Annotated in this window: 19 protein-coding genes; 7 read left to right on the top strand and 12 right to left on the bottom strand. The window is 65.7% G+C overall.

Annotated elements, in window-relative coordinates:
- Nucleotides 1–110: 110 nt before the first annotated feature.
- Nucleotides 111–1142, top strand: coding sequence for an agmatine/peptidylarginine deiminase (locus tag VT03_RS06350; RefSeq protein ID WP_197489219.1), 1032 nt, complete (start codon nucleotides 111–113; stop codon nucleotides 1140–1142).
- Nucleotides 1143–1171: 29 nt separating this feature from the next.
- Here VT03_RS06350 and VT03_RS06345 read toward each other — a convergent pair whose 3' ends face one another.
- Nucleotides 1172–1846 carry a CAP domain-containing protein gene (locus VT03_RS06345; protein WP_075092215.1) on the bottom strand — a complete coding sequence of 225 codons (675 nt, stop codon included), beginning with the start codon at nucleotides 1844–1846 and terminating at the stop codon, nucleotides 1172–1174.
- A gap of 219 nt (nucleotides 1847–2065) precedes the next feature.
- Here VT03_RS06345 and bcp point away from each other — a divergent pair, with 219 nt between their 5' ends.
- On the top strand, nucleotides 2066–2536 hold the full coding sequence (bcp, locus tag VT03_RS06340) for a thioredoxin-dependent thiol peroxidase (RefSeq protein WP_075092214.1): 471 nt from the start codon (nucleotides 2066–2068) through the stop codon (nucleotides 2534–2536).
- Between the two features lie 150 nt (nucleotides 2537–2686).
- The gene (locus VT03_RS06335) at nucleotides 2687–3691 is read left to right on the top strand and encodes a YhdH/YhfP family quinone oxidoreductase (protein WP_075092213.1); all 1005 of its coding nucleotides are present in this window, start codon (nucleotides 2687–2689) and stop codon (nucleotides 3689–3691) included.
- Between the two features lie 483 nt (nucleotides 3692–4174).
- Here the strand turns inward: VT03_RS06335 and VT03_RS06330 are convergent, their stop codons facing one another.
- The 3 genes from VT03_RS06330 to VT03_RS06320 form a co-directional block, all read right to left on the bottom strand.
- Nucleotides 4175–7192, bottom strand: a complete 3018-nt coding sequence (locus VT03_RS06330) for a PVC-type heme-binding CxxCH protein (RefSeq protein WP_075092212.1) — start codon at nucleotides 7190–7192, stop codon at nucleotides 4175–4177.
- A gap of 105 nt (nucleotides 7193–7297) precedes the next feature.
- The gene (locus VT03_RS06325) at nucleotides 7298–8785 is read right to left on the bottom strand and encodes a SpoVR family protein (protein WP_410000416.1); all 1488 of its coding nucleotides are present in this window, start codon (nucleotides 8783–8785) and stop codon (nucleotides 7298–7300) included.
- 525 nt (nucleotides 8786–9310) lie between these two features.
- The gene (locus VT03_RS06320; protein ID WP_075092210.1) at nucleotides 9311–10081 is read right to left on the bottom strand and encodes a type II CAAX prenyl endopeptidase Rce1 family protein; all 771 of its coding nucleotides are present in this window, start codon (nucleotides 10079–10081) and stop codon (nucleotides 9311–9313) included.
- A gap of 271 nt (nucleotides 10082–10352) precedes the next feature.
- Here VT03_RS06320 and epsC point away from each other — a divergent pair, with 271 nt between their 5' ends.
- Nucleotides 10353–11288: a serine O-acetyltransferase EpsC gene (epsC, locus tag VT03_RS06315; protein WP_075092209.1), complete on the top strand. Its 936-nt coding sequence runs from the start codon at nucleotides 10353–10355 to the stop codon at nucleotides 11286–11288.
- Between the two features lie 421 nt (nucleotides 11289–11709).
- Here the strand turns inward: epsC and VT03_RS06310 are convergent, their stop codons facing one another.
- Complete coding sequence (locus tag VT03_RS06310; protein WP_156514327.1) at nucleotides 11710–12312, bottom strand: hypothetical protein; 603 nt, start codon at nucleotides 12310–12312, stop codon at nucleotides 11710–11712.
- Between the two features lie 211 nt (nucleotides 12313–12523).
- Between VT03_RS06310 and VT03_RS06305 the strand changes: the two genes are divergently transcribed.
- Both VT03_RS06305 and VT03_RS06300 read left to right on the top strand, forming a co-directional pair.
- Nucleotides 12524–13564 carry a prenyltransferase/squalene oxidase repeat-containing protein gene (locus tag VT03_RS06305; RefSeq protein WP_075092207.1) on the top strand — a complete coding sequence of 347 codons (1041 nt, stop codon included), beginning with the start codon at nucleotides 12524–12526 and terminating at the stop codon, nucleotides 13562–13564.
- A gap of 99 nt (nucleotides 13565–13663) precedes the next feature.
- The gene (locus VT03_RS06300) at nucleotides 13664–14215 is read left to right on the top strand and encodes a hypothetical protein (RefSeq protein WP_075092206.1); all 552 of its coding nucleotides are present in this window, start codon (nucleotides 13664–13666) and stop codon (nucleotides 14213–14215) included.
- 444 nt (nucleotides 14216–14659) lie between these two features.
- Here the strand turns inward: VT03_RS06300 and VT03_RS06295 are convergent, their stop codons facing one another.
- The 7 genes from VT03_RS06295 to VT03_RS06265 form a co-directional block, all read right to left on the bottom strand.
- Nucleotides 14660–17116 (bottom strand): PSD1 and planctomycete cytochrome C domain-containing protein, encoded by a 2457-nt coding sequence (locus VT03_RS06295; RefSeq protein ID WP_075092205.1) that lies wholly within the window; start codon nucleotides 17114–17116, stop codon nucleotides 14660–14662.
- A gap of 60 nt (nucleotides 17117–17176) precedes the next feature.
- Complete coding sequence (locus VT03_RS06290) at nucleotides 17177–18487, bottom strand: reverse transcriptase family protein (RefSeq protein ID WP_075092204.1); 1311 nt, start codon at nucleotides 18485–18487, stop codon at nucleotides 17177–17179.
- Nucleotides 18488–19146: 659 nt separating this feature from the next.
- Nucleotides 19147–19371 (bottom strand): hypothetical protein, encoded by a 225-nt coding sequence (locus VT03_RS06285; RefSeq protein ID WP_156514326.1) that lies wholly within the window; start codon nucleotides 19369–19371, stop codon nucleotides 19147–19149.
- 77 nt (nucleotides 19372–19448) lie between these two features.
- Nucleotides 19449–20234, bottom strand: coding sequence for a DUF899 domain-containing protein (locus tag VT03_RS06280; protein WP_075092202.1), 786 nt, complete (start codon nucleotides 20232–20234; stop codon nucleotides 19449–19451).
- A gap of 79 nt (nucleotides 20235–20313) precedes the next feature.
- Complete coding sequence (locus tag VT03_RS06275; protein WP_075092201.1) at nucleotides 20314–20808, bottom strand: DinB family protein; 495 nt, start codon at nucleotides 20806–20808, stop codon at nucleotides 20314–20316.
- Between the two features lie 81 nt (nucleotides 20809–20889).
- On the bottom strand, nucleotides 20890–21345 hold the full coding sequence (locus VT03_RS06270; RefSeq protein ID WP_075092200.1) for an SRPBCC family protein: 456 nt from the start codon (nucleotides 21343–21345) through the stop codon (nucleotides 20890–20892).
- A gap of 220 nt (nucleotides 21346–21565) precedes the next feature.
- A complete protein-coding gene (locus tag VT03_RS06265; RefSeq protein ID WP_075092199.1) occupies nucleotides 21566–21913 on the bottom strand; it encodes an ArsR/SmtB family transcription factor in 348 nt (115 codons plus the stop codon).
- Nucleotides 21914–22441: 528 nt separating this feature from the next.
- Here VT03_RS06265 and VT03_RS06260 point away from each other — a divergent pair.
- Nucleotides 22442–23710: a right-handed parallel beta-helix repeat-containing protein gene (locus VT03_RS06260; protein WP_075092198.1), complete on the top strand. Its 1269-nt coding sequence runs from the start codon at nucleotides 22442–22444 to the stop codon at nucleotides 23708–23710.
- The last annotated feature ends 130 nt before the right edge of the window (nucleotides 23711–23840 follow it).

Genomic DNA, 23840 nt, shown 5'->3' with positions numbered 1-23840 from the left:
TTCGGCGCGCTCAGTTGCGTCGGGACGGACTACCCGACCGAGCCTTTCCCGTCTCTTACCCCTATATGACGACGACGATCTCCGCGACCCCTGCCTCTCTGGGTTACCGAATGCCGGCAGAGTGGGAGCCGCACGAAGCGACCTGGATTTCGTGGCCCCATCGCGAAAAGACATGGCCCGGCGCGTTCGAAAAAGTCCCGGGCGTTTTCGTCCAGATCGTCCGGGCGATCGCCGAGTCGGAGCTCGTCCGAATCAACGTCGGCGACCCGCACATGGCCAAGCGGGTCAAGTTCCTGCTGGAGGCGGGCCGGGTCGACATGAACCAGGTTCGGTTCCACTACAACCCCACGAACGACACCTGGTGCCGGGACCACGGCCCGATCTACGTCGTCCGCAACGTCGAAGGCCGCCGCGAACGGGCGATCGTCGACTGGGACTACAACGCCTGGGGCGGAAAGTATCCCCCGTACGACTCGGATAACTCCATCCCGCGGCGGATCGCGGATGAGTTCATCGAGCGCCGCTTCTCTCCCGGGATCGTCCTGGAAGGGGGATCGATCGACGTCAACGGCGAAGGGACGCTGCTGACGACCGAGGCGTGCCTGTTGAACCAGAACCGCAACCCGCACCTGACCCGCGAGGAGATCGAACAGACCCTGCGGGACTTCCTGGCGGTCCGCAAGATCCTCTGGCTGGGGGACGGGATCGTCGGCGACGACACGGACGGCCACGTGGACGACATCACGCGGTTCGTCTCGGCGGATACGATCGTTACCGTTATTGAAGAGAACCCGGCGGACCCGAACTTCCACCCGCTCCGGGAGAACTACCGGCGGCTCCTGGAGATGACGGACCACCGCGACCGGCCGCTCAACATCGTCAAGCTGCCGATGCCTTCGCCGAGCTACGCGAACGGGATTCAGCTCCCGGCGAGCTACGCGAATTTCCTGATCTGCAACACCAAGGTCGTGGTTCCGATCTACGGCTGCTCCAACGACGAGATCGCCCTGGGGATCCTGCAGGAGTACTTTCCCGGCCGCAAGGTGGTCGGCATCAACTGCACGCCGCTCGTGTGGGGACTGGGATCGATCCACTGCATCACCCAGCAGCAGCCGTCCGGCGTCAGTGCGCCAATCGAGTAGTCGCCGCTCCCGCGGTGAAGGCTGGTTTGTCAGGATCGGACCGGAGGGGTGGTCGATTTCGGCTTCTCCGGAGTCGGCGCGGCCGGTTTCGGCTTCGCGGGAACGGTCTCGTCGAGAGCCGGCCCGGTGGCGGCGAACCGGCGTCCGAACACCTGCGTGTAGTAACGGACTCCCGCTTTGCTCGTCCCGATCCCGACTCCGAGTTCCTGAAACTCAGGATTGAGCAGGTTCGCTTTGTGCCCCGGGGAGAGCATCCAGCCCGCGACGGCGGCCGCCGGTGTCTCCTGCCCCTCCGCACAGTTCTCTCCCGCGGTCTGCGCGGGGTACTTCGCCGCCTGCATCCGGATCGCGAACGTCTGCCCGTTCACGGCGTGAGAGATCTGCCCCGCTTCGGCCATGAGCCGGCACTGCTCTCGGGCCATGCGGAGGAGCGCGGGGTCGATCTTGAACGGCGGGAGCTTGGCTTTCGTCCGCTCGGCGTTTGTCGCGTCGAACAGCTGCTGTTCTTCCGCGGTCAGCTTTCGTTCGTCGGCCGGGTTCGCCGCGGGCGAGGTCGTCTCCTCTTTGGGCGATGACGGAGGAGACTGTGCGATGATCCCGCCGGACTCCGGCGGCTCCGCACGGCAAGGCCGCTCCGAAAGCGGAAAGGCGATCAGCCACCACGCCACGGCGAAACGGACTCTCGGCGCCAGAGAGCGAATCATGGACGGGCCTCCCGAAGGGGACGCATTTATTGTCGAGGTCTTGAGGATCCCACAGCAAGGGATTCTTCGGAAGCTGGCTGGCTGCTCTGGGGGATTGCTGGCCAGGAGGCCGCGCGGGGATTGAACCTCCGCGGCGCCGGCGGGATGATCGGGCCCCTTGGACCCGCCCTGCGGTCGACGCCTCGTCGGCCGGTCCCTCAGTCCTTCTGTGATCCGCCCATGCTCGACGTCGGCACTCCCGCTCCCAAGTTTTCGCTCCCCGGCATCCCCGAGGGGACCTACCGCCTCGCCGATCTCAAGGGGAAGTTTGCCGTCCTGTACTTCTATCCCAAAGACGACACGCCGACCTGCACGACCGAAGCGTGCGACTTCCGGGACAACTGGCAGCAGATTGAGGCCCTTGGCGCGACGGTGTGGGGGATCAGCGCCGATTCCCCTGAGCATCACGTCAAGTTCCGCAACAAGTTTGAGCTGACCTTTCCGCTCCTGGCTGACGTCGATCACGCGGTCTGCGAGACGTTCGGCGTCTGGGCGGAGAAGACCAACTACGGCCGGACCTACATGGGGATCGTCCGGTCCACGTTCCTGATCGATCCCCGGGGCCGGATCGCTGCGGGGTGGAAGGTCGCCCGCGTCAAAGGTCACGTCGCCGCGGTCGTAACCGAACTCGAACGGCAGATTGCGGAGTAGAGCAGCCAGCGATCAGCAGCCGGCAATTCGCAGACGGCTGAAAGCTGACCGCTCAAATCGCTGCCCCCGGTCTTGTGCCGCAACGCTCCCGCCAGACCGGTACAATCACGGCAGGACAATCATGTCGATGCCTTCCAGAACGAGGATCGGATGCCCGAAGACTTTCGCTGCTACCTTGTGACCCGCGAAGGGGACCGCGTGACCGCCGGTATCACCCGGCGACCAATGTCCGAGCTTCCGACGGGGGACGTTCTGATCCGCGTCCAGTTCTCCTCGGTCAACTACAAGGATGCGATGGCGGCGACCGGGAATCCCGGTGTCGCCCGCAAACTGCCGCACGTCCCGGGGATCGACGCCGCCGGAGTCGTCGTCGAGAGCACGCGGGCTGATCTTCCGGTCGGGACGGAAGTCGTCGTGACCGGACGTGAGCTCGGCGTCGAGCGATGGGGCGGCTGGGCCGAATACCTCCGCATCCCCGGCGAATGGGCTCTGCGGCGACCGCAGGCGCTCACGCTGGAAGACGCGATGACGATCGGCACCGCCGGCTTCACCGCAGCCCAATGCCTGCTGGCCGTCCGCTCGCACGGAGTTCGTCCGCCGGACGGCGACATCGTCGTGACCGGAGCGACGGGCGGCGTCGGGAGCCTTGCCGTGAAACTCTTCGCCTCGCAGGGGTACCGGGTCGTCGCGGTCTCCGGAAAGGCCGACAAGCACGAGTGGCTGCGGCAGCTCGGAGCCGCCGAAGTCATCGACCGCAGTGCCGTTCTCGACTCGAGCAGCCGCCCGCTCCTCTCTGCCCGCTGGGCTGGCGCGGTCGACACCGTCGGCGGGGCGATGCTGGCGAGCGTCGTGAAAGGGACCCTCCACCGCGGCTGCGTCGCGGCCTGCGGCGTCGTCGGGGGCCCGGAACTGCCGCTGAACGTCTATCCGTTCATTCTTCGCGGCGTGACGCTGGCGGGGATCGACTCCGCCTGGTGTCCCGAGGACCGCCGGCGCGTGATCTGGGAACTGCTGTCGACCTCCTGGAAGCCGAACGATCTTGCGGTGCAGCGAACCGTCGTCGATCTCGATCAGGTCGCCGACGTCGTCCCGAAAATCCTGGCTGGTGAAGTCAGTGGCCGCACCGTCGTCCGCGTGGCGACTGAGAACGACTGAGCCGAAAACGGAGTCTTGCGCAGTCGTTTGTGAACGATGGAGACGACATCGGCTTCCCCCCGCCTGACCGGCCCAAGAACCGGGGTCCAGGGGGAACCCCTGGTGGGGAGTGCAGAGGGGCAACGCCCCTTTGCCCGCCGGAGGCCCTCTCGTCTAGAGATATCTGAAGGAGCACGTATCCAAGCGCGGACACCGTGCCGTATGCCCCCTCACCAACCCGCGGGGATTCCAGAGCGAGCGGTGAGTTCTCGACGACGGTTCCCCAAAGCGGACATCCGTTGCGTACCACGGTTCCTCACAGGAGTGCCTCCGGCGGCAAGGGGGCGTGGCCCCCTTGACCCCAGCGGCCGTGGCACGTTGGGTTTGAGCTAAAACGCTGTGTCGGCAAGGACGCCAATCCGCCCCCCTGAACTACACCACACCACACCGTCCGCGCAAAACTTACATCGTGCCTCAGAAATGACTGACGACTGACAACTTCCCCTACGGCACCTGTTGCGGCGACATCAGGTACTTGATCAGCGAGATCGCTTCCGGCTGCGGCAAGACATCGATCTGCCCTTCCGGCATGAGCGAGAGCTGCGACTCGCGAAGCTCGTCGACCTCCTCCATCGGGAGCGAGACGCTGCCGGTCGGCGTGTTCAGCTGGATCGCGCTCTCGGTCTTCTGAACGACAATCCCCGTGACGACGCGGCCATCAGTCGTGACGACGATCGACATCTTGAAGTTCGGAGAGACCTGGGCGCTCGGGTCGATGATATTCTCGAGCAAATAGTTCAGGTTCGTCCGCTGGCCGCCGGTCAGATCGGGCCCCATCGTCCCCCCGGTCCCGAACAGCCGGTGGCACTTGGCGCACGACTGGCTGAAGACCTTGCGACCCGCCGAGGCGTCGGCGGCGTTGAGGACCTCGTCCGTGAGGCGTCCCTTCCACTCCTCGATCCGCTTCTGCTTCTCCGCCGAGAGCTGAGTCAGCTCAGGCCACAACCGGCCGATCTTCTCCGAGAGATCCTTGTCGCCGAAGGACTGGATCTGCCGCAGAAGGAAAGGCGAGACGATGGCCTTGGAAATCCCCCCCTCCTCGACGCCGCGAAGCAGCACCGCGGCAAACTCCGGCCGGGAGGCGAGCGTGGTGACCGCCTCGACCTTCGTCTGCGGGGTGAGCTTGCCGAGGTTCGCCAGGATCACCTTCGGAGTCTCGGCGTCCTGGATCGCCGCGAGGCCGCGGATCGCATCGACGCCGAGTTCGCGGTTTGTCAGCAGCCCCTGGAGCAGCGGAGCGGTGCCGGGGGCCTGGGCCGTGATGAGGGTCCGCAGCGCCTGGCGGCGGGCATCGGTCGTCTGCTTGTCGGACCTGGCAATGGCGAAGATCGCGTCGAGCGCCTGGCCGTCTCCAAAGATCACCGAGAGCTCGTCCGCCAGCCGGCGAACACTCTCGGAAGCATCCTTCTCGAGGAGGCCATGGACGTGGTCCCACGTCTCGGGGGGCGTCGCCTTCCGGATCCCCTGCATCCCGTCGTGCAGGCCGGTCAGGATCTGTTCACGGAAGTCGGAGTCCTCCTTGGCCGCCAGGATCCGCGTCAGCCGGTACACCGGATCCGGATCCTTGAGGATGCGGCTCCCCAGCCGCCGGGCGATGAACCGCCGGACCAGCGGCATCTGCGACCGGCCGGCCACAATGACCGCCGCTTCGGGGTTCTCGGCGATCGCCTTCTCCAGCCCGTACCAGACCATCAGCGGGAGAACGCGGTCCTGGGCAAAATCGGAGGCCTGACAGAGTCCATCGGCCGCCTTCCAGAGGTCCGCCGGCGCCAGCTGCGGCAGGGCGGAGGCGAGATAGACCTGGACGAGCCCGTTCAGTTCGTTGACCGCCATTTCGGTCAGAAGGCTGCTCGTCTGCGGCGAGAGGGGACCGCGGTCGAGGAGGAAGCGGATCGCCCAAACGCGGATGCTCTCGTGCTCGCTGCCGAGCCGGCCATAGAGCCAGCCATCCTCGACGAGGCCGCACGAGCCGAGGCACCACAGGAGCCGGAGCCGTGTCCGGAGATTCGTCTCCTGGTCGTATCGCTTCCGAAGCAGGCTGGCGAGCTGTGTCCGCTGCTCCTCGGGAGCGGTCGCGATCCGCTCCTGGAGCAGCCGACGGGCGACTCTCGGATACCAGTCGTTCGTGTGCGACTGGAGCGAGACGAGTTCGTCGAGCGACAGCTGCGCGAGGTCCGGAGCGACCGGGGGCTTCGGCTGGCCGAAGCTGACCTTGAAGATCCGGCCCGACGTCCGGTGGACGCCGTCGTTCTCGTGGCACTCGCCGACGTCGGTCCAGTCGGCAATGTAGACCGCGCCGTCGTTCCCGGTGATGAGGTCGATCCCGCGGAACCACGGGTCTCCCACCTTCAGGACGTCGGGCGCATGGTGGGCCGTGAAAGTCGCCCCCTCCCGTTCGATCACGTCCCGGTTGATCCGGTGTCCGTGGAGGTTCAGCGTCAGGAGCGAGTTGCGGTACTCGGCCGGCCAGTTGTCCCCCTGGTACATCAGGAGGCCGCAATGGGCGTGGCCGCCGCCCGCTTCGTCGGTCGTCGGCGTCACGCCGAGCTTGCGGATGTCGCTCCACTGTTCGCGCGTGTCCCAGTGAAAGTGGTCGGCGACCTGCGGCAGGAGGGCGTACACCTCAGGATCGAGGTCGTCGCCGAACATCCGCTGGAGGTGGGCTCCCGGGATCGCGTGCCAGAGGTGGCCGATGACGGTGTTGATGAAGAACAGCTCGCCGTTCTCGTCCCAGTCCATCCCCCACGGGTTCGTCGTTCCGGTACAGACGACTTCGAACGTCTGCCGCGTCGGGTGATAGCGCCACACCCCGCAGTTCATCGGGGTCCGGTCCTGCGGCGCACAGCCGGGACGGCCGACCTGCGACGTCGTCAGGATCCCGTGCCGGCCGTAAATCCAGCCGTCCGGGCCCCAGCGGAGGCCGTTGACGAAGTTGTGCCGCGAGCCCTCAGCTTCCCAGCCGTCGAGGACGACCTGCGGCTCGCTGTCGGGAACGTCATCCCCGTTGACGTCGGGAATGAACAGCATCTGCGGCGGGCAGAGGAGCCACACGCCGCCGAAACCGACTTCCACGCTCGTCAGCTTCTGGGCTTTGTCCCAGAAGACCGTCCGCTTGTCGTGCTTTCCGTCGTGGTCCGTATCTTCGAGGATCACGACCCGGTCCCGCAGGCTCAGGTCGTGATTTTGCTTGGCGTCCGAGTAGGTGTAGTTTTCCGCGACCCACAGCCGGCCGCGTGAGTCGGTGGCGATCGCGATCGGCTGCTGAACGTCCGGCTCCGCGGCGAACAGGCTGATTTCAAAGCCGGCCGGGACCTGAAAGCTCTTGAGGGCGTCCTGCGGGGAGGTGAATGGCTGCGTCGACGGCTCGGTGTTCTTCGGCGTCGGGAAGGCATCGTCCGCCGCGGCGAGCGATGTCCAGAGGAGCAGGCCAACCGCGAAAGCAGCGCGGGCAACACGAACCATGAGCGACCTCAACAGCCACGAGACACATCATCGAATTTCGATGTGCGGCCAGTGTTGAGGCGGGCGGGGAGAAAAGCAACTTAGTTCGAGGACGAGTCCACGGGCCTACGAGGCGCCGCGGACCTCGTGCCGTGTGCCGTCGAAGGAGATGACCTTCTTCTCGTCATCAATGACCGTCTCGATGTGGACCGGGCGGGCCCACAGCCGCTGGAGGTTGGTCAGCGTGTCCTGGGCGTAGTCCTGTTTGAGCTCGACGCCGGCGTAGTCGTGCCGCAGGTAGAGCTCACCCCGGTTGCGGTAGTTGCCGTCGAAGACATAGATGAACGGCCGGCCGAAGTTCGTCAGGCTCGTCAGGAGTTGCTTCTTGATCTCCTTGAACTCGCGGCTCTTGATCTCGTAGTCGCCGCTGTCCTCGTTGTAGGCGAAGGAAAACATCCGGTGTTTGCGGCAGAAGTCCTCCGTGAGGAACGTGTCGATGAAGGTCACGTCGTTGTGGATCCGGCGGACCTCGAAGATCTTGTCGCGGCCGAGGCCCAGCTTCTTGTCCCAACGCTTCCGTGTCTCGTGGTCGTCGCACTCCTCCCACTCGGCGCCGAACTGCCCCTTGTTCCACCGCTCCTCGATCTCGCGGAACAGCTCGATACCGATCTTGTAGGGATTGAGCCGGCTGGGGCTCATGGCCATCGTTCCGGAGTGGTGGTCGGCGTAGTCGATGACTTCCGCATCGGTCAGCCCGTGGCGGGTCATGATCGTGGAGTGCCAGTAGCTGGCCCACCCTTCGTTCATGATCTTGGTCTGCCCCTGCGGAGCGAAGTAGTAGGCCTCATCCCGGATCATTGCCAGGACGTCGTGCTGCCACTCGCGGAGGGGGGCGTGCTGGAGCAGGAAGAGCATCACGTCCCGCTGCGGCTCCTCGGGGAATGACCGGGACGCCGCCTTGGCCTCTTCCTGGCGGCGGCGTTCACGGTGCTCCGCCTCCAGGACGTCGGGCGGATTGATGTAGGCGTCCATGTAGTCCTTCGCCCGGAATTTTCCCTTGGGCTCCGGCAGGCCGTGTTCCTCCTGTTCATCTTCGTGGTCGCGGCGGTCCTTCTCGGCCCGGACCTGGTCGGGGTTGGGGGTGCGGCGGATGTGCGGCGAGTAGGGGTCGATCAGGTCTTCGATCGAGAGGCAGGCGTCGATGAACTGTTCGACGGTCTCGTAGCCGTAGCGGTCGATGTACCGGTTGATGCGGGAGGCGTGGTTCGCCATCTGGTCGAGCATCTTGCGGTTGGTGTGCGCGAACCAGGCGTTGTTCTTGAAGAAGTCGCAGTGCCCGTAGACGTGGGCGATGACCAGTTTCTGGTCGGTCAGGGCATTGCAGGAGAGAAGGTAGGCGTAGCAGGGGTCGGTGTTGATGACCATTTCGTAGATCTTCTGGAGACCGTACGAGTAGCCCTTCATGAGTTCGTCATATTCGGCGCCGAACCGCCAGTGGGGGTAGCGGACGGGGAAGCCCCCGTAGGCGGCCATCATGGAGATTTCTTCGTAGTCGACGAACTCGAAGATGGTCTCGAAGAAGTCGAGCTTATAGCCGCGGGCGATCTCGGCCATCTCGTCCTGGATGGCTCGGATTTCCGACGGGAGGGTGCGGGGGGCGGAAATGGACACGGCGGCCGCTCCTGACCGGGGGGACGGGCGACGTGGGCCGACAGGAGACCGATCGAGCGCCGGTTCCGCTGTTCCGTTGCCGCCACGGGAAGTCTGCGGAATTGTACGCGGCAGACATCGGGCGCGGACAGACCATTACCGGGTCCAGGGTCTCCTGGTCAGGGAATGCAGGGGGAAGAATTCCCCTCGCCCGCCGGAGGCCTGGCCGTCGGAAGATGTCGGATGGAGTGAGTCTCCAGGCGCGGACGACGTGTCGGATGCCCCCTCACCAACCCGCGGGGATTGCAAAGCCAGCGGTGTATTTTGAGGGAGTCCTCATAGCTGGTCCCACAAAGCGGACACCCGTTGCATACCACGGTTCCTCACGGAAGTGCCTCCGGCGGCAAGGGGGTGAGACCCCCTTGACCCCAGCGGCCGTGGCACGTTGGGTTTGAGCTATGAGCGTCCGTTCGGCGAGGACGCGGTCCTTCAGGCTGGCCCGGCCGACAACAGAATCCCGGCCAGCAGGTCGTAGACAATGTGCGTCCCCGCCGCGATGCCGTATCCCCGCACCAGGAAAACCACCGAGAAGTACACCCCGGCGAACAGCCGGAACGCGAACCCGAACCAGTGCTCCGGGTGGGCCGCCAGATGCGGCACGCAGCTCAGAATCCCCCCTCCGCTTCCCGCCTCCGCGTAGTGGCACGCGGCAAACGCCAGGCTCACGACCGCGATGCTCGCTCCCCAGGCCGCCCGCGACGGGGCCCGCAGGGCGCGGAGCAGCAGGAACAACGCCGGAATCGCCATCAGGCGGAACAGGGTCTCCTCATACAGACCCGCCCCAAGGAAATTGACCGTGCGGGTCAACATGGCCTCCGGAGCCCCGATCGCCGCCGGGACGAAGGTCCGCATGAGGTGCCCGCAGGCCGCCAGCAGGACCGCCAGGAAGCAGCTTTCGGCTCCCATTGCCGCCAGCGTCTCATGGCGGATCTCCCAGCGGTCTCCCCGGCCACGGTGCCACAGGAGCAGGATCCCGATCGTCAGCAGCGGCAGGACGACCGGAACCGGCATTCCGAAGTCCATCAGCCACATCCGGATCCACGCGTCGGTTCCGGTCCTGACCCCTTCGAGCTCCCGCCCCAGCCAGATCGCGCCCACCTCGTAGACCAAGAGCCACGGCAGCACGAAGACCAGCGCCGCAAACGGACGCCGGGCAGCGAACCAGTAGTCAGGCTCAGCGGTGGGTGGGGGAGCAGACAAGGGGATGCGTCTGTCGAGGCCAGGCCGGGCGGAGGAACGGGGAGGGGAGCAGCCGGAAGTCGTTTGGCCGCCGACTCATAACATCGGCAGAATCCGCCCCAGGGTCCGCAGTTCTTGTGGAGAATTTCGGAAGGGGGGAGAAACTCTGCGGCTGGGGAGCCGGAGCACGGTCGGTCGCGTTCGGATTTCGCTCGCCTTCGGGACAGCGTGCCGCCGAAATCCCGCTCAGCCGTTTCGCGTTCGAGCGGATCTCCTGCGCAGTCACCGATCCATGGCTATCGACTTTCGTCGCAAGTCCGTCCTGGCGAGCATCACCAGCCAGGTCATCGACACCTACTCGTCCGACGCCGCGTCGATCACCCATCTGGGGCAGGAGCCGCTGCCAAGTCTGGAAGTCTGCCTTTCGATCCTGAGTGATCTCAAGGAGATCCTTTTTCCGGGCTACCGCCGTCGCCAGAACCTGAGCCTCGTTAACGCGCCGTACTACGTCGGCGACCTGATCGACTCGCTCCACGACCGCCTCGCCGACCAGTTTGCGCGGGCCTTCCGCTATCAGTCGCAGGCGGGACGGACCGTCGGCCAGGAACCGGTCCCGGCCGACTTCGCCGCCCTCGGGCAGGACCATGCCATCCGGTTCCTGAGCGCCCTGCCGCACCTCAGGCGGCTCCTTGCGACCGATGCCCAGGCGGCCTACGACGGCGACCCGGCCGCTTCCGGAATCGACGAGATCGTCTTCTGCTACCCCGGCTTCGAGGCGGTGACGGTCCACCGGCTGGCTCACCAGCTCTACGGCCAGAAGGTCCCGCTGGTCCCGCGGATCTTCTCGGAGTGGGCTCACTCGCAGACGGGCATCGATATTCATCCCGGCGCGTCGATTGGGCCGTCGTTCTTCATCGATCACGGGACGGGGGTCGTGATCGGCGAGACGTGCGAGATCGCGGCGCACGTGAAGATTTATCAGGGGGTTACGCTCGGTGCGCTGAGCTTCGACAAGGATGCGGACGGCAATCTGGTCCGCGGGACCAAGCGACACCCGACGATCGAGGATCACGTCGCCATCTACGCCAATGCGACGGTGCTGGGGGGCCGGACGGTTGTGGGAGCCTACTCGGTCATCGGGGCGAGCGCCTCGGTGACTCGGAGCGTTCCGCGGAACACGGTCGTCACGATCGAAAAGCCGCTGTTGCGGTTCCGCGAGGCGGCGTAGCGATTCGCGGAACCGCGCGAGAAGGGCTATCCCGCTGGCTCCAGTTGCGTTCTCGCCGGACGGACCTCCATAGCTCAAGCCCAACGTGCGACGGCAGCCAGGGTCAAGGGGGCCACGCCCCCTTGCCGCCGGAGGCACTTCCATGAGGAACCGTGGGACACAACGGACGTCCGCTTTGTGGTACCAGTGTTGAGGACTCCCTCAAACCACACCGCTCGCTTTGCAATCTCCGCAGGTTGGTGAGGGGGCATCCGGCACGGTGTCCGCGCCTGGACACGCTCTCCTTCAGACATCTCTCGACGGCCAGGCCTCCGGCGGGCAAAGGGGCGTTGCCCCTCTGCACTCCCCACCAGGGTGCCCCTGGACCCGGTTCGGACAGCAATGTTTGGGGATCGTACCCTGCACCCACCACACCACAGGCTCAAGCGGCTGAAGCAATTTCCGGAGCGTCCACGTCCTCCGTCACCACCTCCCGCTCCACGGCCACGCGGACCGGAAGGAAGACAAAAGCAAACAGGCACAGCACCACCGACGTCCAGACAACCGACCGCCGCAGCCCCGGTGACTCGTCAAGCATCGTGATCGCCGCGGCATACCACGGAGCCTGCCAGACGATCGTCGGCGCCGTCTCCGTAGACCGTGGATCAAAGTGCAGCTCGTCCGCCACGGCAATCCGCGTTTCGTCCGCTCGGGGAGCCGCCGCGACCTGGGCCTGCATCACGCGCCGCTGAAAACCATGGTCCGAAAGCAAGGCCCGCTCGACCCGCCGCAGCTGCTCAACGCGTGCGTTCAAGCCCATCAGCTCGCCCGTCCGCTGAGCGAGCCGCTCCTCCAGTTCAAACGACTCCACCAGCGGCGGGGTGACAACGACCAGCGCGAACAGCCCCGCGGCACAAAAGAGCGCCGGCCAGAAGAGCAGCGACGAGAACCAACCGATCAGGCGTTCCCAGCTCATGGCGGTCGGGGAGGGGCGGGAAGTGTCGCGGCGGCCACAGAACGACGCCGTTCCTGAGCGCGTCGTCATTACCCCCGCGTCTCTTGAGCCCTATATGGGGCCTGTCGCCGGATGACCTCGAATCGATCACTCCCCGCCGGCGTAATCGGTGCGCCACGCCTTTCCCCGACAGATCGACCAGTGACGCATCGACGCTGACCCGTCGCGGTCGAAGCGGCTTCGCGATAACCTGACCGCATCGCTCGATCACAACGGGGTCCTGTCGGGAGCATCGTCCGGAATGCGGCGTCGCGATTTCATCGCTCTGCTCGGAGGCGCCGCCGGCTCGCTGCCGCTCCTCGCGTCGTACGGGCAGCCCGACTCTCGATCGACGCCGGCCCTCGTGACGCCGGAGACACAGGCCGCCATCGACCGCGGTCTCAAGTGGCTGGCCGAACGCCAGCTTCCCGACGGCGCATTCGGCACCGCCGGCAGCTACCGGAAGAATGTCGGCATCGCCGGGCTCGCGGGACTCGCCTTCCTCTCCTCGGGCAGCACCCCCGGCCGCGGCCCGTACGGAGGAGCGATCAACCGCGTCATCGACTATCTCCAGAGCCGTGCCGCTCCCTCGGGCTACATCGTTGAAGAGGGGGTCGGCTACCACGGCCCGATGTACGGCCACGGCTTCGCGACGATGTTCCTGGCCGAGGCGTACGGCACGACCGACCGCCCGGCGCTCCGCGGTCTGTTGCGGCGGGCGGTTGACCTCATCATCGACTCCCAGAACGACCAGGGGGGCTGGCGCTACACGCCCGCCTCCAATGAGGCGGATATCTCGGTCACCGCCTGCCAGCTGATGGCTCTCCGCGGCGCCCGGAACACCGGGATCTCGGTCCCCAAGAAAACGATCGACCGCGGGATCGAGTACGTCACCCGCTGCCAGAATATGGACGGCGGCTTCCGCTACCGCCTCTTCGAGGCGGCCGAGAGCCGCTTCCCCCGTTCCGCCGCGGCCGTCGCCAGTCTCTATACCTCCGGTGTCCATGAGGGCCCGCTCCTCGACAACGGCCGCCGCTACCTGCAGCAGTTCTTTCCCGGCGTGGCGATCGTCCGCGACCAGGAGAACTACTTCTACGGGCACTACTACGCCATCCAGGCCGCCTGGCATGCGGGGGGGCGGATGTGGGAACAGTGGTACTCGGGCATCCGGGCCGAGCTCCGCAGTTCCCAGCTCACGGACGGCTACTGGTCCGACCCCTGGTTCGGGAACGAATACAGCACGGCGATGGCCCTCATTATTCTTCAGGTTCCCAACCACGCCCTCCCCATCTTCGACCGTTAGCCGGGCGAGGCACTGGACCGGATCGTCAGTTCGCTGCCTCCTTGTCCTGCCACCTCGATTCCAACATACGGAGGGTGATGTCCCTCCCTGGGGAAACCCATGCAGGTGATCAACCGGATTCTCGATCTCCTCGAGTCGACCACGCCGGCAAAGAGATCGGCGATCCGCGAGATCTATCTGGCGCAGTTCGGAGCCGAGCTGATCCCCTGCTGTGAGGCGAAGTACCTGCAGCAGCCGGCGGCCGATTACCGCGCCGATCTTGTCCGATTCGTCCTGCGATACGCCCATGCCGATGACCGGGCTCTCCGGCTGGCTCGGTCCGCTCTTCAGGATCGAAGTCGGACGGTCCGGCACAACGCCTGTGCCCTGTTCGCCTACAGCTTGAAGAGGTCTGCCCTCGAAGACCTTCGGCCCCTGCTCTCGCAGAAAGACTCAGCGACGGCGGGGGACGCGCAGCGGGCGATCGATGCCATTACCTCAGGGAACCAGAACCGGTTTTATCCCGCTTACAGCAGTTGGGGCGTTCCTCCGGACGATCCCGATCAGCCGAAGCGGGAGAGTGTCGATCAGGCGATCGTTGCAGGAGCGCCGGAGCTGGTTGCGCCTCTGCGGGCGATCCTCGGCGATCTCTATCAGAGATGGCGGCCTTGAGGCCGGCCCGACACGGCTTCGACGTCTGCGTGCGTGGTTGGTGGAGGCGAACAAACGTCTTGTCCCGCTCGCTGGGACGATTCTCTTGCCGGCACGACGCACATCGCTCAAACCCAACGTGCGACGGACGCTGGGGTCAAGGGGGCAACCCCTTGCCGCCGGAGGCGCTTCCATGAGGAACCGTGGTCAGCAACGGACGTCCCCTTTGTGGTACTGGCTTTGAGGACTCCTCCCCTCTACATCGCTCGCTTTGCAATCCCCGCGGGTTGGTGAGGGGGCATCCGACACGGTGTCCGCGTTTGGACACGCTCTCCTTCAGACATCTCTCGACGGCCAAGCCTCCGGCGGGCAAAGGGGCGTTGCCCCTCTGCACTCCCCACCAGGGTGCCCCTGGACCCGGCTGGGGCGCAATGTCGGATCACCATCTGGCGAACGCACGCCGCGTCAGTCGATGTAGAGAAACTCGTTCGAGTTCAGCAGAGCATGGCAGAAGTCCACAAAACGGGCACTCGTCGCCTGTTCGTCCACCGCCTTATCAGCTGGGACAAGGAACTCGACCGCGCGGCGCGACTCGACGTCGGTCGGCTCGCGGGAGACGCTGAGCTGGTACGCCAGACGGACCGAGGACTCCCAGCCGCCGGAGACCTCCCGCCGGACACGGGCCGCGAACTGCTGCGCCCGTTCGAGCATCGCGGGACTGTTGATCAGGAGCAGCGACTGCGTCGGAGTAGTCGTCGTGTTCCGGTCCCCCGCGCTGATCAGCCGGTCCGGGAGGTCGAAGACTTCCAGCAGCGGATCGCGGCGGTTACGGATCATCTTCAAATAGACCGTTCGCTTCGGCTCGACCGGTTCCACTCCCTCGCCGCCGGCGGAGGACTGCAGCTCCCCGGTCACGGCCAGGAGCGCGTCCCGGATCTGTTCCGCCGCAAGACGTCGAACCGGGAACCGCCACAACAAACGATTGCCCGGATCGACAACCGCCGGATCCGGCTGGCCCGTGGCGACAGCGCAAGGCTCCGCCGATTGCCGGTACGCGGCGGACAGGACGATCTGCCGGTGAAGCCACTTGAAGCTCCAGCCATGGGCGACGAACTCGCGCGCCAGCCAGTCGAGCAGTTCCGGGTGCGACGGAGGATCGCCGAGCCGGCCGAAGTCCGAGACCGAGGCGACAAGTCCCGTTCCGAAGTGCTGCTGCCAGATCCGGTTGACGATGACCCGCGTCGTGATCGGGTTGTCCGGACGGGTCAACCACTCCGCCAGAGCGGCGCGGCGGCCGGACGATTCCGGAGCCGTCGAGACCGGCTGGATCGCGAGCGGGGCGGTGTCGAAGACGCTCGGAACACCCGGTTCGATCTCGCCCAGCCGGGGCTTGTCCGGCACCATCACGACGGGGGCCGCGCGGGTCAGGTCGCACGCCATCGGGGCCACGGCGAGCGGAGCGGGCTGAATCTCCTTGAAGACCGCGAGGTCCTTCTGCAGAGCGTCCCACCGCTTCTTCTCATCCCCCTTCAGCTTCTGGGCGATCAGGTTCCACTCTTCCCAGACCTGCAGCTCGACGAGATGCGCAATCTGCCGCTCGTAGCAGTCCCGGTCGGGCGCGGGCTTCGCCATGATCGCCTGGATGTCCTCGGGGAACATGCCGATCGCGTGGGCCCGCGACCGTTCGCGGTACGGTCCTTCGATCCTCTGCAGCTCCGTGCGGATCTCCGCGGTCTTCTCTTCCCAGACGGCGAGTTCCTCGCGGTGCCGTGCCGACGCGGCGGCATCGGCGATCACGACGTCGTCCCGCATCCCCAGGTTCGCGAAGAACGCCTGGAGCCGGTAGTAGTCCTTCTGCAGGATCGGGTCGAACTTGTGGTCGTGGCACTTCGCGCATCCGAAGCCCATCCCAAGGAAGACGTCCGCCGTCGTGTCGGTAATGTCCTCCAGGATCACGCGCCACTGGCCCCGCGCGTCGCGCTGGTTGTATTCGTAGATCCCATGCCGCAGGTACCCGGTGGCGACAAGGGCCTCCGGATCACTCGGTGACAATTCGTCGCCGGCGAGCTGTTCCCGGACGAACTGATCGTACGGTTTGTCGGCGTTGAAGGCCCCGATGACGTAGTCCCGGTACCGCCACGCGTGCGGACGATAGGTGTCCTGCTTGTACCCGTCGGAATCGGCGTAGCGGACAAGGTCGAGCCAGAAGCGGGCGAAGTGTTCGCCATAACGCGGGCTCGCGAGGAGTTCATCGACGAGACGTTCGTAGCCTTTGTCCGACGTGTCCGAGAGCCACGCATCGACCTGTTGCGGCGTCGGCGGCAGGCCGGTGAGGTCCTGGTAGAGACGGCGGACGAGCGTGACGTTCGAAGCGGTCTCGGCCGGTCGAATCCGCTCCGCCTCGAGCCGCGCCAGCACGAACCGGTCGATGTCCGTCCGCGACCAAGTGGCGTCGGCGGTCGGCGGCGGCACGGGGGCCGCTAGCGGACGGTAGGCCCAGTAACTGCGGTCTTCGTCCGTGATCGTCCGTTCGGTCCGCCGGCTCGATGTCCCTTTGGCCTCTTCAGGCCAGGGAGCCCCCATCTTGACCCACTCGGTCAGCGTGGTGATTTCGTCTTCCGTCAGCTTGCCGCCGGGAGGCATCTCCAGCGAGCTGTAATTGATCGCGTCGACGAGAAGACTCTCCTCCGGCTTGCCGGGAACGACCGCAGCCCCGGAATCGCCCCCTTCTTTGGCCGCCTCCAGGCTGTCCAGCCGCAGGCTTCCCTTCTGCTTCTTCTCGCCGTGGCACTCGAAGCACTTCTCAACGAGCAGCGGCCGGACCTTGCTCTCGAAGAACTTGAGCCCTTCGGCGGTCGGAGCCTCCGCCTGAGCCCGAGGCGCGAGAACAATCAGCAGGACAACCGAGGCCAGCCACCGCATTCGGCAACTCCCAGAACGACTTGCGACCGTCGAACCCGGAGTCTACCCGACCATCCCCGCTCAGGGCCATCGAATCCGGGCGAAGAGGGCCTGGAGTTTCGCTCCCCGGTTGGGGTTGAGCTGCGTGATGTGGGCGATCCGCCCCCGCAGGTGGTCGGAAAACGCCGGGAGCCCTTCACGGTTCTGGGCCTCGGGGCCCGTCCGGATGCAGTTCGTCAGGATCGCCTTGAGGCGGTCGAAGTCGCCCCGGGCGATGTTGACCTTGTCGTTCACCACGACACCGGTCACCCGCATCCGCTGTCCGCGGCGGAGGATACGGCGCTTGACCGGATGCAGATGAAAACGCTCGCTCCGGACGATCTGCTCCGACAGGGGAATCAGTTCCCGCAGCGCTCCGGCCGCTTTCCCCGGGCCCGAAAGTGTCAGATCGTCCGCGTAGCGTGTGTATGTGCAGCCGTAGGCGTTTGCCAGGCCGCTCAGCCGGATATCGAGCCCCAGCGCGGACAGGTTGGCGATCGCCGGCGACGTCGAGGCCCCTTGAGGCAGGTGCCGTCCGAAGTACGCGTAGAGCATTCCCGGCCGCTGTCCCGGAGTCGGCAGGTCAGTCGGGATCAGGGATGTCGTGAGCCGCGCCAGCCAGATCGCGATTTCCCGCGAGTAGCCGAGTGAACGAAAGGTCGCCACGACGCGCGAGTAGCGGACGCTGGGATAGAAGTTCTCCAGGTCGAGCTTGAAGACGAACTTATGTCCCACGTGCGGTTCGGCGTTGGTCACGATCGACCGTCCGCGGACAAACCCGTGCGCCGCCGGGTGGGACGGGACGCGGTCGAGAATTTCCCGCAGGATCTGGTCCTGGACCCGCCGGAGCCGGGACTTGGGGGCTTCGATCAAGCGGTGTCCGCCGCTCTTCTTTCGCACCCAGTGAAAGTGGTAGTGCGCCTGCCCCGCCGTCTGTGGCCGGTTGCCGTCGCAGAACCGGTACGTCAGCCATGCCACATGGCCGAGGGGGAGCTGAAGCCATTCGGCGAGCTGTCCCGGGTAGACCAGTTCGGGCAGTCCGAACTGCCGGAGCCGCTCGAAGTCGGTTCCGTCCGAGAGGTCGAGGAACTTTCCGCCGTACGTCGGAAAGGCGTAGGGGTAGGGGGGACGAGCGGTTTCCCGTGCGGGCTGGCCCCGCTCCCGCGGGCCCTGCCGGCGCATCGGCGTGAGGCGAACCCGCTTTTTCGTGGCGGTGCCGTCCGTCGATGGAGGCGACGCGGGCGGAGTCGCTGGTCGACTTGCCGGATCGTTGGACGGCTTCGGGCGGGCGGGCGCATCGTTTGAGGCCGGCGCTCCGAACAGCAACCGTTTGAGGAAGCTCAGCAATCCCATGCGGACGATTCACACGCAGGTCGTGACGTGCCTGGCAATCGTTGCCACGTCCGGAGGGAAGGAGGTCCGGGAGTGTGAACACGCGAGGCGATGCAGAAACGGTGACCGGCGGGCCGCACAACGAATCCTGTGCCGAGCTCGGCGGACGGTTCCAATGGCGAACCGTCGCCGAGCTCTGAGTCGAATGAGGATCAACACATCTCCCGCGGGGTAACCCCGCAGCGTTCCGAAGAACTTGAGCTTGTGCGACCCGCAGGTCACGCGGCGGGATTATCAGTTGAACGTCAAACTGCGTCAACCGGGGGCGAGCTCCACCGGGTCCAGGGGCACCCTGGTCAGGGAGTGCAGGGGGAAGAATTCCCCTTGCCCGCCGGAGGCCTGGCCGTCGAGAGATATCTGAAGGAGATCGTGTCCAAACGCGGATACCGTGCTGGATGCCCCCTCACCAACACGCGGGGATTGCGGGGCGAGCGGTGAGTCCTCAGCGCCGCTTCCACAAAGCGGACGTCCGTTGTTTCCCACGGTTCCTCATCGGAAGTGCCTCCGGCGGCAAGGGGGTGAGACCCCCTTGACCCCAGTGGCCGTGGAACATTGGGTTTGAGCTATGGGAGTCGTGCCGGCGAGGGCGGGGTTCGACCGGACGAAATCGCCAGGCCGCACTACGTCCGCGCGAGGCGCGCCGCCTGGCGAATCGTCAGGTAAACCATCGCCACCACCGACGCAGCAACCAGCACCCACCGGATCGACGCCGCGACAGGAAGCGTGACTCCGATCCCCGACAGGACTGCGATCCAGCCCGCAAAGCAAACGGGGCACTTCGGAAGGATCGCCAGCACGACGGCGGGAACCGCCCACAACGCGGCATCGCCCAGACGGGACAACACCGGGTGTGAGCTCGCGCCTGTCCGGGTGGCTCCGCCGATTTCCATAGCCGTTCGCGGCCGCGAGCAACGGCAGCCGCTCATGATTCGCACCCGCAGCAGTGCGGCACCGCCGCGCCGACCGGGGGTACGTAGCCCGCCTGCGGGTCGACCTTGTAGTCCGTCCCGTATTTGTCGTGATGCCGGACCCACGCCATGCTGAAGGCAAGGCTCTCCTCTTCGCGGCCCCGCGGCGTCATGTCGAGGTAGTTGTACGTCCCGAGCAGGATGTCGAGACCACGGGCATAACCGGAATAGGTGTGGAACACCTCGCCCGAAGGCTCGCGGGCGAACACGCTCAGCCCCGGCAGATCCTCGACCGGAGCTGGCCCCGTCGAGAAGTTGTACTCCACCCTCCCCCGGTTCAGATCTTCCTGCCCGAACGAGACATGGAAGTCGTAGTTGAAGTCGGAGCCGAACGACGACGCCCACGGAAACTTCCACCCCATCCGTGTCTTGAAGCGTTCGATCTCCGGCAGCGGCGCCCGCGAGACGGCGCTGAACGTGACGCCGCGAGCATTCAGGTGCGGCTGCATCCCGTCGACGTGGTCCATCAGATAGGAACAGCTTGGGCAGCCTTCGCTCCAGCCGGGGCCCAGCATGAAGTGGTAGACGATCAGCGTGTGCCGCCCGTCGAAGAGCTCGCCGAGCTTCTTCGTCCCGCCCGGAGTCGCGAACCGATAATCCTTGTCGATCCGGACCCAGGGGAGCTGCCGCCGCTCCGCACTCACCTGGTCGCGAAGCTCCGTCAGTTCTTTCTCCCGCTCCAGCAGGGCCAGGCGGGCTTTCGTCCATTCTTCACGGGAGACAACAGGGTGTGTGGCCATGACTTCCTCGGGCAAGGTGTGGAAAAGGAAATGAGAACTCCGGCGTTGTCGGCGATGGGGCCGACCGCCGGGCGTCGGACTACATCAGGGGAGCGCGGCCGGCCACGCGGCGGGCGTCGGCGATCTGTCCGTAGTGAACCATCTGGTGCAGTGTGATGAGCAGCATCGTCTGGCCGACGGAGCTCATCGCCTCTTCAAACCCGGGTGGCACCTCCTTCAGCGGCGCATCGAGCCCTCCTTCGCCCACCTCGTCGAGCCGCTTGAGCGTCGCGGCCCGCAGCTTGTGAAACGTCTGCTGGATCTCTTCGAACGGGGGATAGGTCGAGGCGTCCGTCGACGGCGTCGTTCCCGGCGCGAAGAGTGCCGCCCAGTGCTCGACCGGATTGGGCTCGCCGAACAGGGTCGGGGAGAGCGTCCCTTCGATGTAGGCGAGATGCCCCATGACCCACAGCGGATGGTTGCCGCCGCGGGAGGTGGGCTGCGTCAGCGGAGCATCCCGCATGTCCGCCACAAGATGCCGGATTCCCTCGTCCGTGAAACGGAGGGCCCAGCGGATGGAGTCGATTGCTTTCATAAGTCGTTCCGAAGACGGGATGGAAACTGCAGACGGCAGATGAGCGGCGAACGCGCGAGCGGCTGCGAAAGGGCGATGCCCCTACCGGGACTTGAGCTTCTTGTCGACGAGGCGGCGGATGAGTCGCATCTCTCCCTCCCAGCCTTCGTGAACACCGGTCCGGTGCTCGGGGCTGATGAGGCCGATCGCCTTGTGCTGGATCTTGAGCGTGCACTGCGTCCCCTCGGCCGTGACGCGGTACTGCACGTGCGAGATCGCCGGGTACGACATGAACAGCGGGCCGGCCAGCTCGAGCAGGAACGGCGGCTTGATGACCTGCACGTGGGCCCAGAAGTGTCCCGCATTGTTCCCGAGGTCGCGGTACCACCGGCCGCCGGGCCACGGCTCGATCTTCATGGGAAACGGGGTTCCGTCCGGCATCTCGCTCGCGGGGCCGAGCATTTCCAGGATCGACTCGAAGACGATCTCCGGCGGCGCGGCGATTACCTCCTGTTTCAGGACTTCGAGCGTTTCAACCGACGCAGTACTGGTCACCATCGGAACACCTCAGTGGCGGGAAACGGCCTTTGAAGACGGCGCGCCCCGACGCGCGTCCATGGAATTGACTCGGCCTTGTCCCGTGGATCGGGCGGCCGTGCGGGGACTTCGTCAAACGCCCCGCGAAACAGGGGCGCATCGGGATGTGGCGTTCGCTCTTCACGTCGACCGACGTCAACGCGGGCAAGCGACTTTCAAACAGATCAGAGAACCGGCGTCATCAGTTGTTTTCGCGGATCTCGGCGGCGCGGCGTTCCGCCCGCTCCTTGATCCGGTCGATCTGATGAGCCCAGAACCGTTCAAACGACTTGACCCAGTCATGCACGGCTTTCAGCTCCCCGGGATTCAGTCGATAGAGGCGCTGCGCGCCTCGCTGGCTGACCGAGACAAGGCCGACTTTTCGCAGCACGCCAAGATGTTTGGAGACCGTCGGCTGGGGCAATCCCATACGGGCCACGAGGTCTCCCACCGGCGCCTCTTCTCCCTCCGCCAGCAGACCGATCAACTGCCGCCGCCGGGGTTCGGCGATGGCGTTGAAAACGTCTGCTGTCGTTGCTGCACGAGCCATGGCTGTAGAATATGCCGTTAAAGGAATATGTCAACGGCAATCCGGGAAACTCGTGAGAGAGTTGGGGGGGGCTGCCTCGGGCGACGTCCTTGCCGGCACGATTTGATAGCTCAAGCCCAACGTGCCATGGCGAGCCGGGGTCAAGGGGGCAACCCCTTGCCGCCGGAGGCACTTCCATGAGGAACCGTGGGACACAACGGACATCCACTTTGTGGTACCGGCGATGAGGACTCCCTCAAAGTACACCGCTGGCTTTGCAATCCCGGCGGGTTGGTGAGGGGGCATCCGGCACGTTGTCCGCATTTGGAGACCCTCTCCTTCAGACATCTCTCGACGGCCAGGCCTCCGGCGGGCAAAGGGGCGTTGCCCCTCTGCACTCCCCACCAGGGTGCCCCTGGACCCCGGCTGGGTTTCACGATCGATCATCCGTCCGCCGTGGTTTGCTCCTCCGGCATGGTCCCGTGATGATGCCTCGCGGACCCTCCGCCGCTCCAGGCTCCGCGACCTCATCGACAGGATCGACTTCTCATGCGTCACCCGTTCTTTCTCCTCCTCGCGATCACCGTCGCCGCCTCCATGTGGATCGCTCAGGCCCCATCCCAGCCGACTCCGGCCAACCCGGCCGGGCCAGTCCAGATCGCCGCCGCAGACTACCCCTCGCTCCAGGCCGCCCTCGACGCGGTCCCCGCCGCCGGCGGGATCGTTCGAATTCCACCCGGCGAATACCGCATCACGAAGCCCCTCGTCCTCTCCCGCAGCGAGACCCGGATCAAAGGGGCAGGCGCGGCGACCAAGATCGTCAACGCCAACACGGAGGGAGAACCCGCCCTGATCGTCCGCCCGGCGACCTGGGAGACCGACAAGAAGGCCAAGCTCTGGCGCGTGCAGCTCGCCGACTTCCGGATCTGCGGCGATCCGGCCGCCGTCGACGCGAAGTCGACCCAGCCCAAGGGGGGCGACGGGCTACTGTGCGAAGGGGTCCAGGAGGTCTACTTGAGCGGCATGTCGATCGACCACCACGGCGGCCACGGCGTGAGCCTCATCGACTGCTTCGAAGACCCGCGAATCTGCGATTCCATCATCACCTACTGCCGCAAGGCGGGCGTCAACATCGTCAACTGCCACGACATCGTCGTCAGCGGCAACCACTTCGAGGAGAACCAGGACGCGCTCCGCTGCGTCGACAGCTTCAACCTCTGCATGAACGGCAACAACGTCGACGACCACCTCGGCAACGGCGTCATCATCGAGAACACCTACGGCTCGGTCGTCTCCGGGAACATGATCGAAGAGTGCAACGGGACGGCCCTGATCCTCGACCGGGACTGCTACGGCATCACGCTCAGCGCGAACGTCATCGCTCACCACCTGGAGGGGGGAATCGACCTTCGCGACGCATGGGGCTGCACGGTCTCGGCCAACACGTTCGTGCTCGTGAACCAGTTCTCGCTGAAGGTCGGCCCCGCAAGCGGCCGGATCACGGCGACGGGTAACACCTTCTGCAACAGCTTTACAGGCAAGGAGACGAAGCGGCCCCTCGAGCACGCACAGCCGATCTCCCGCGACCTGGCCTACGGCGTCCTGCTCGACGGAACATCGGACGTGGTCCTGACCGGAAACGTCTTCAGCGGTCTCCGGAACGCCGCGCTGACGACAACGGGAAAGTGCTCAGGAATCGTCTTCGTCGGGAACGCCACCGCCTCGACTGCGGAAGGTGGGGCGCCAAACAGCTTCGATCCCGCTGGATCGCCTCCCGCGGTTCAATCCGCGAACAGCCCGTCGGCCTCCACCCCGTGACCGTTGCGACGAAGTCGGCCCCGGCCTCTTGTCCGCCTCGGACGAACCAGAACGGCCGGTGTCTATTATCCTGCCGGAAATTCCTGTATCGTAGACGTCCAACTTGGATCTTATCGCGCTCGCGAATTGG

Origin of the sequence: Planctomyces sp. SH-PL14 (genome assembly GCF_001610835.1) — a bacterium.
Classification (GTDB): domain Bacteria; phylum Planctomycetota; class Planctomycetia; order Planctomycetales; family Planctomycetaceae; genus Planctomyces_A.
The sequence above is the reverse complement of the archived record's forward strand: the minus strand, read 5'-3'. Positions and strand labels throughout refer to the sequence as shown.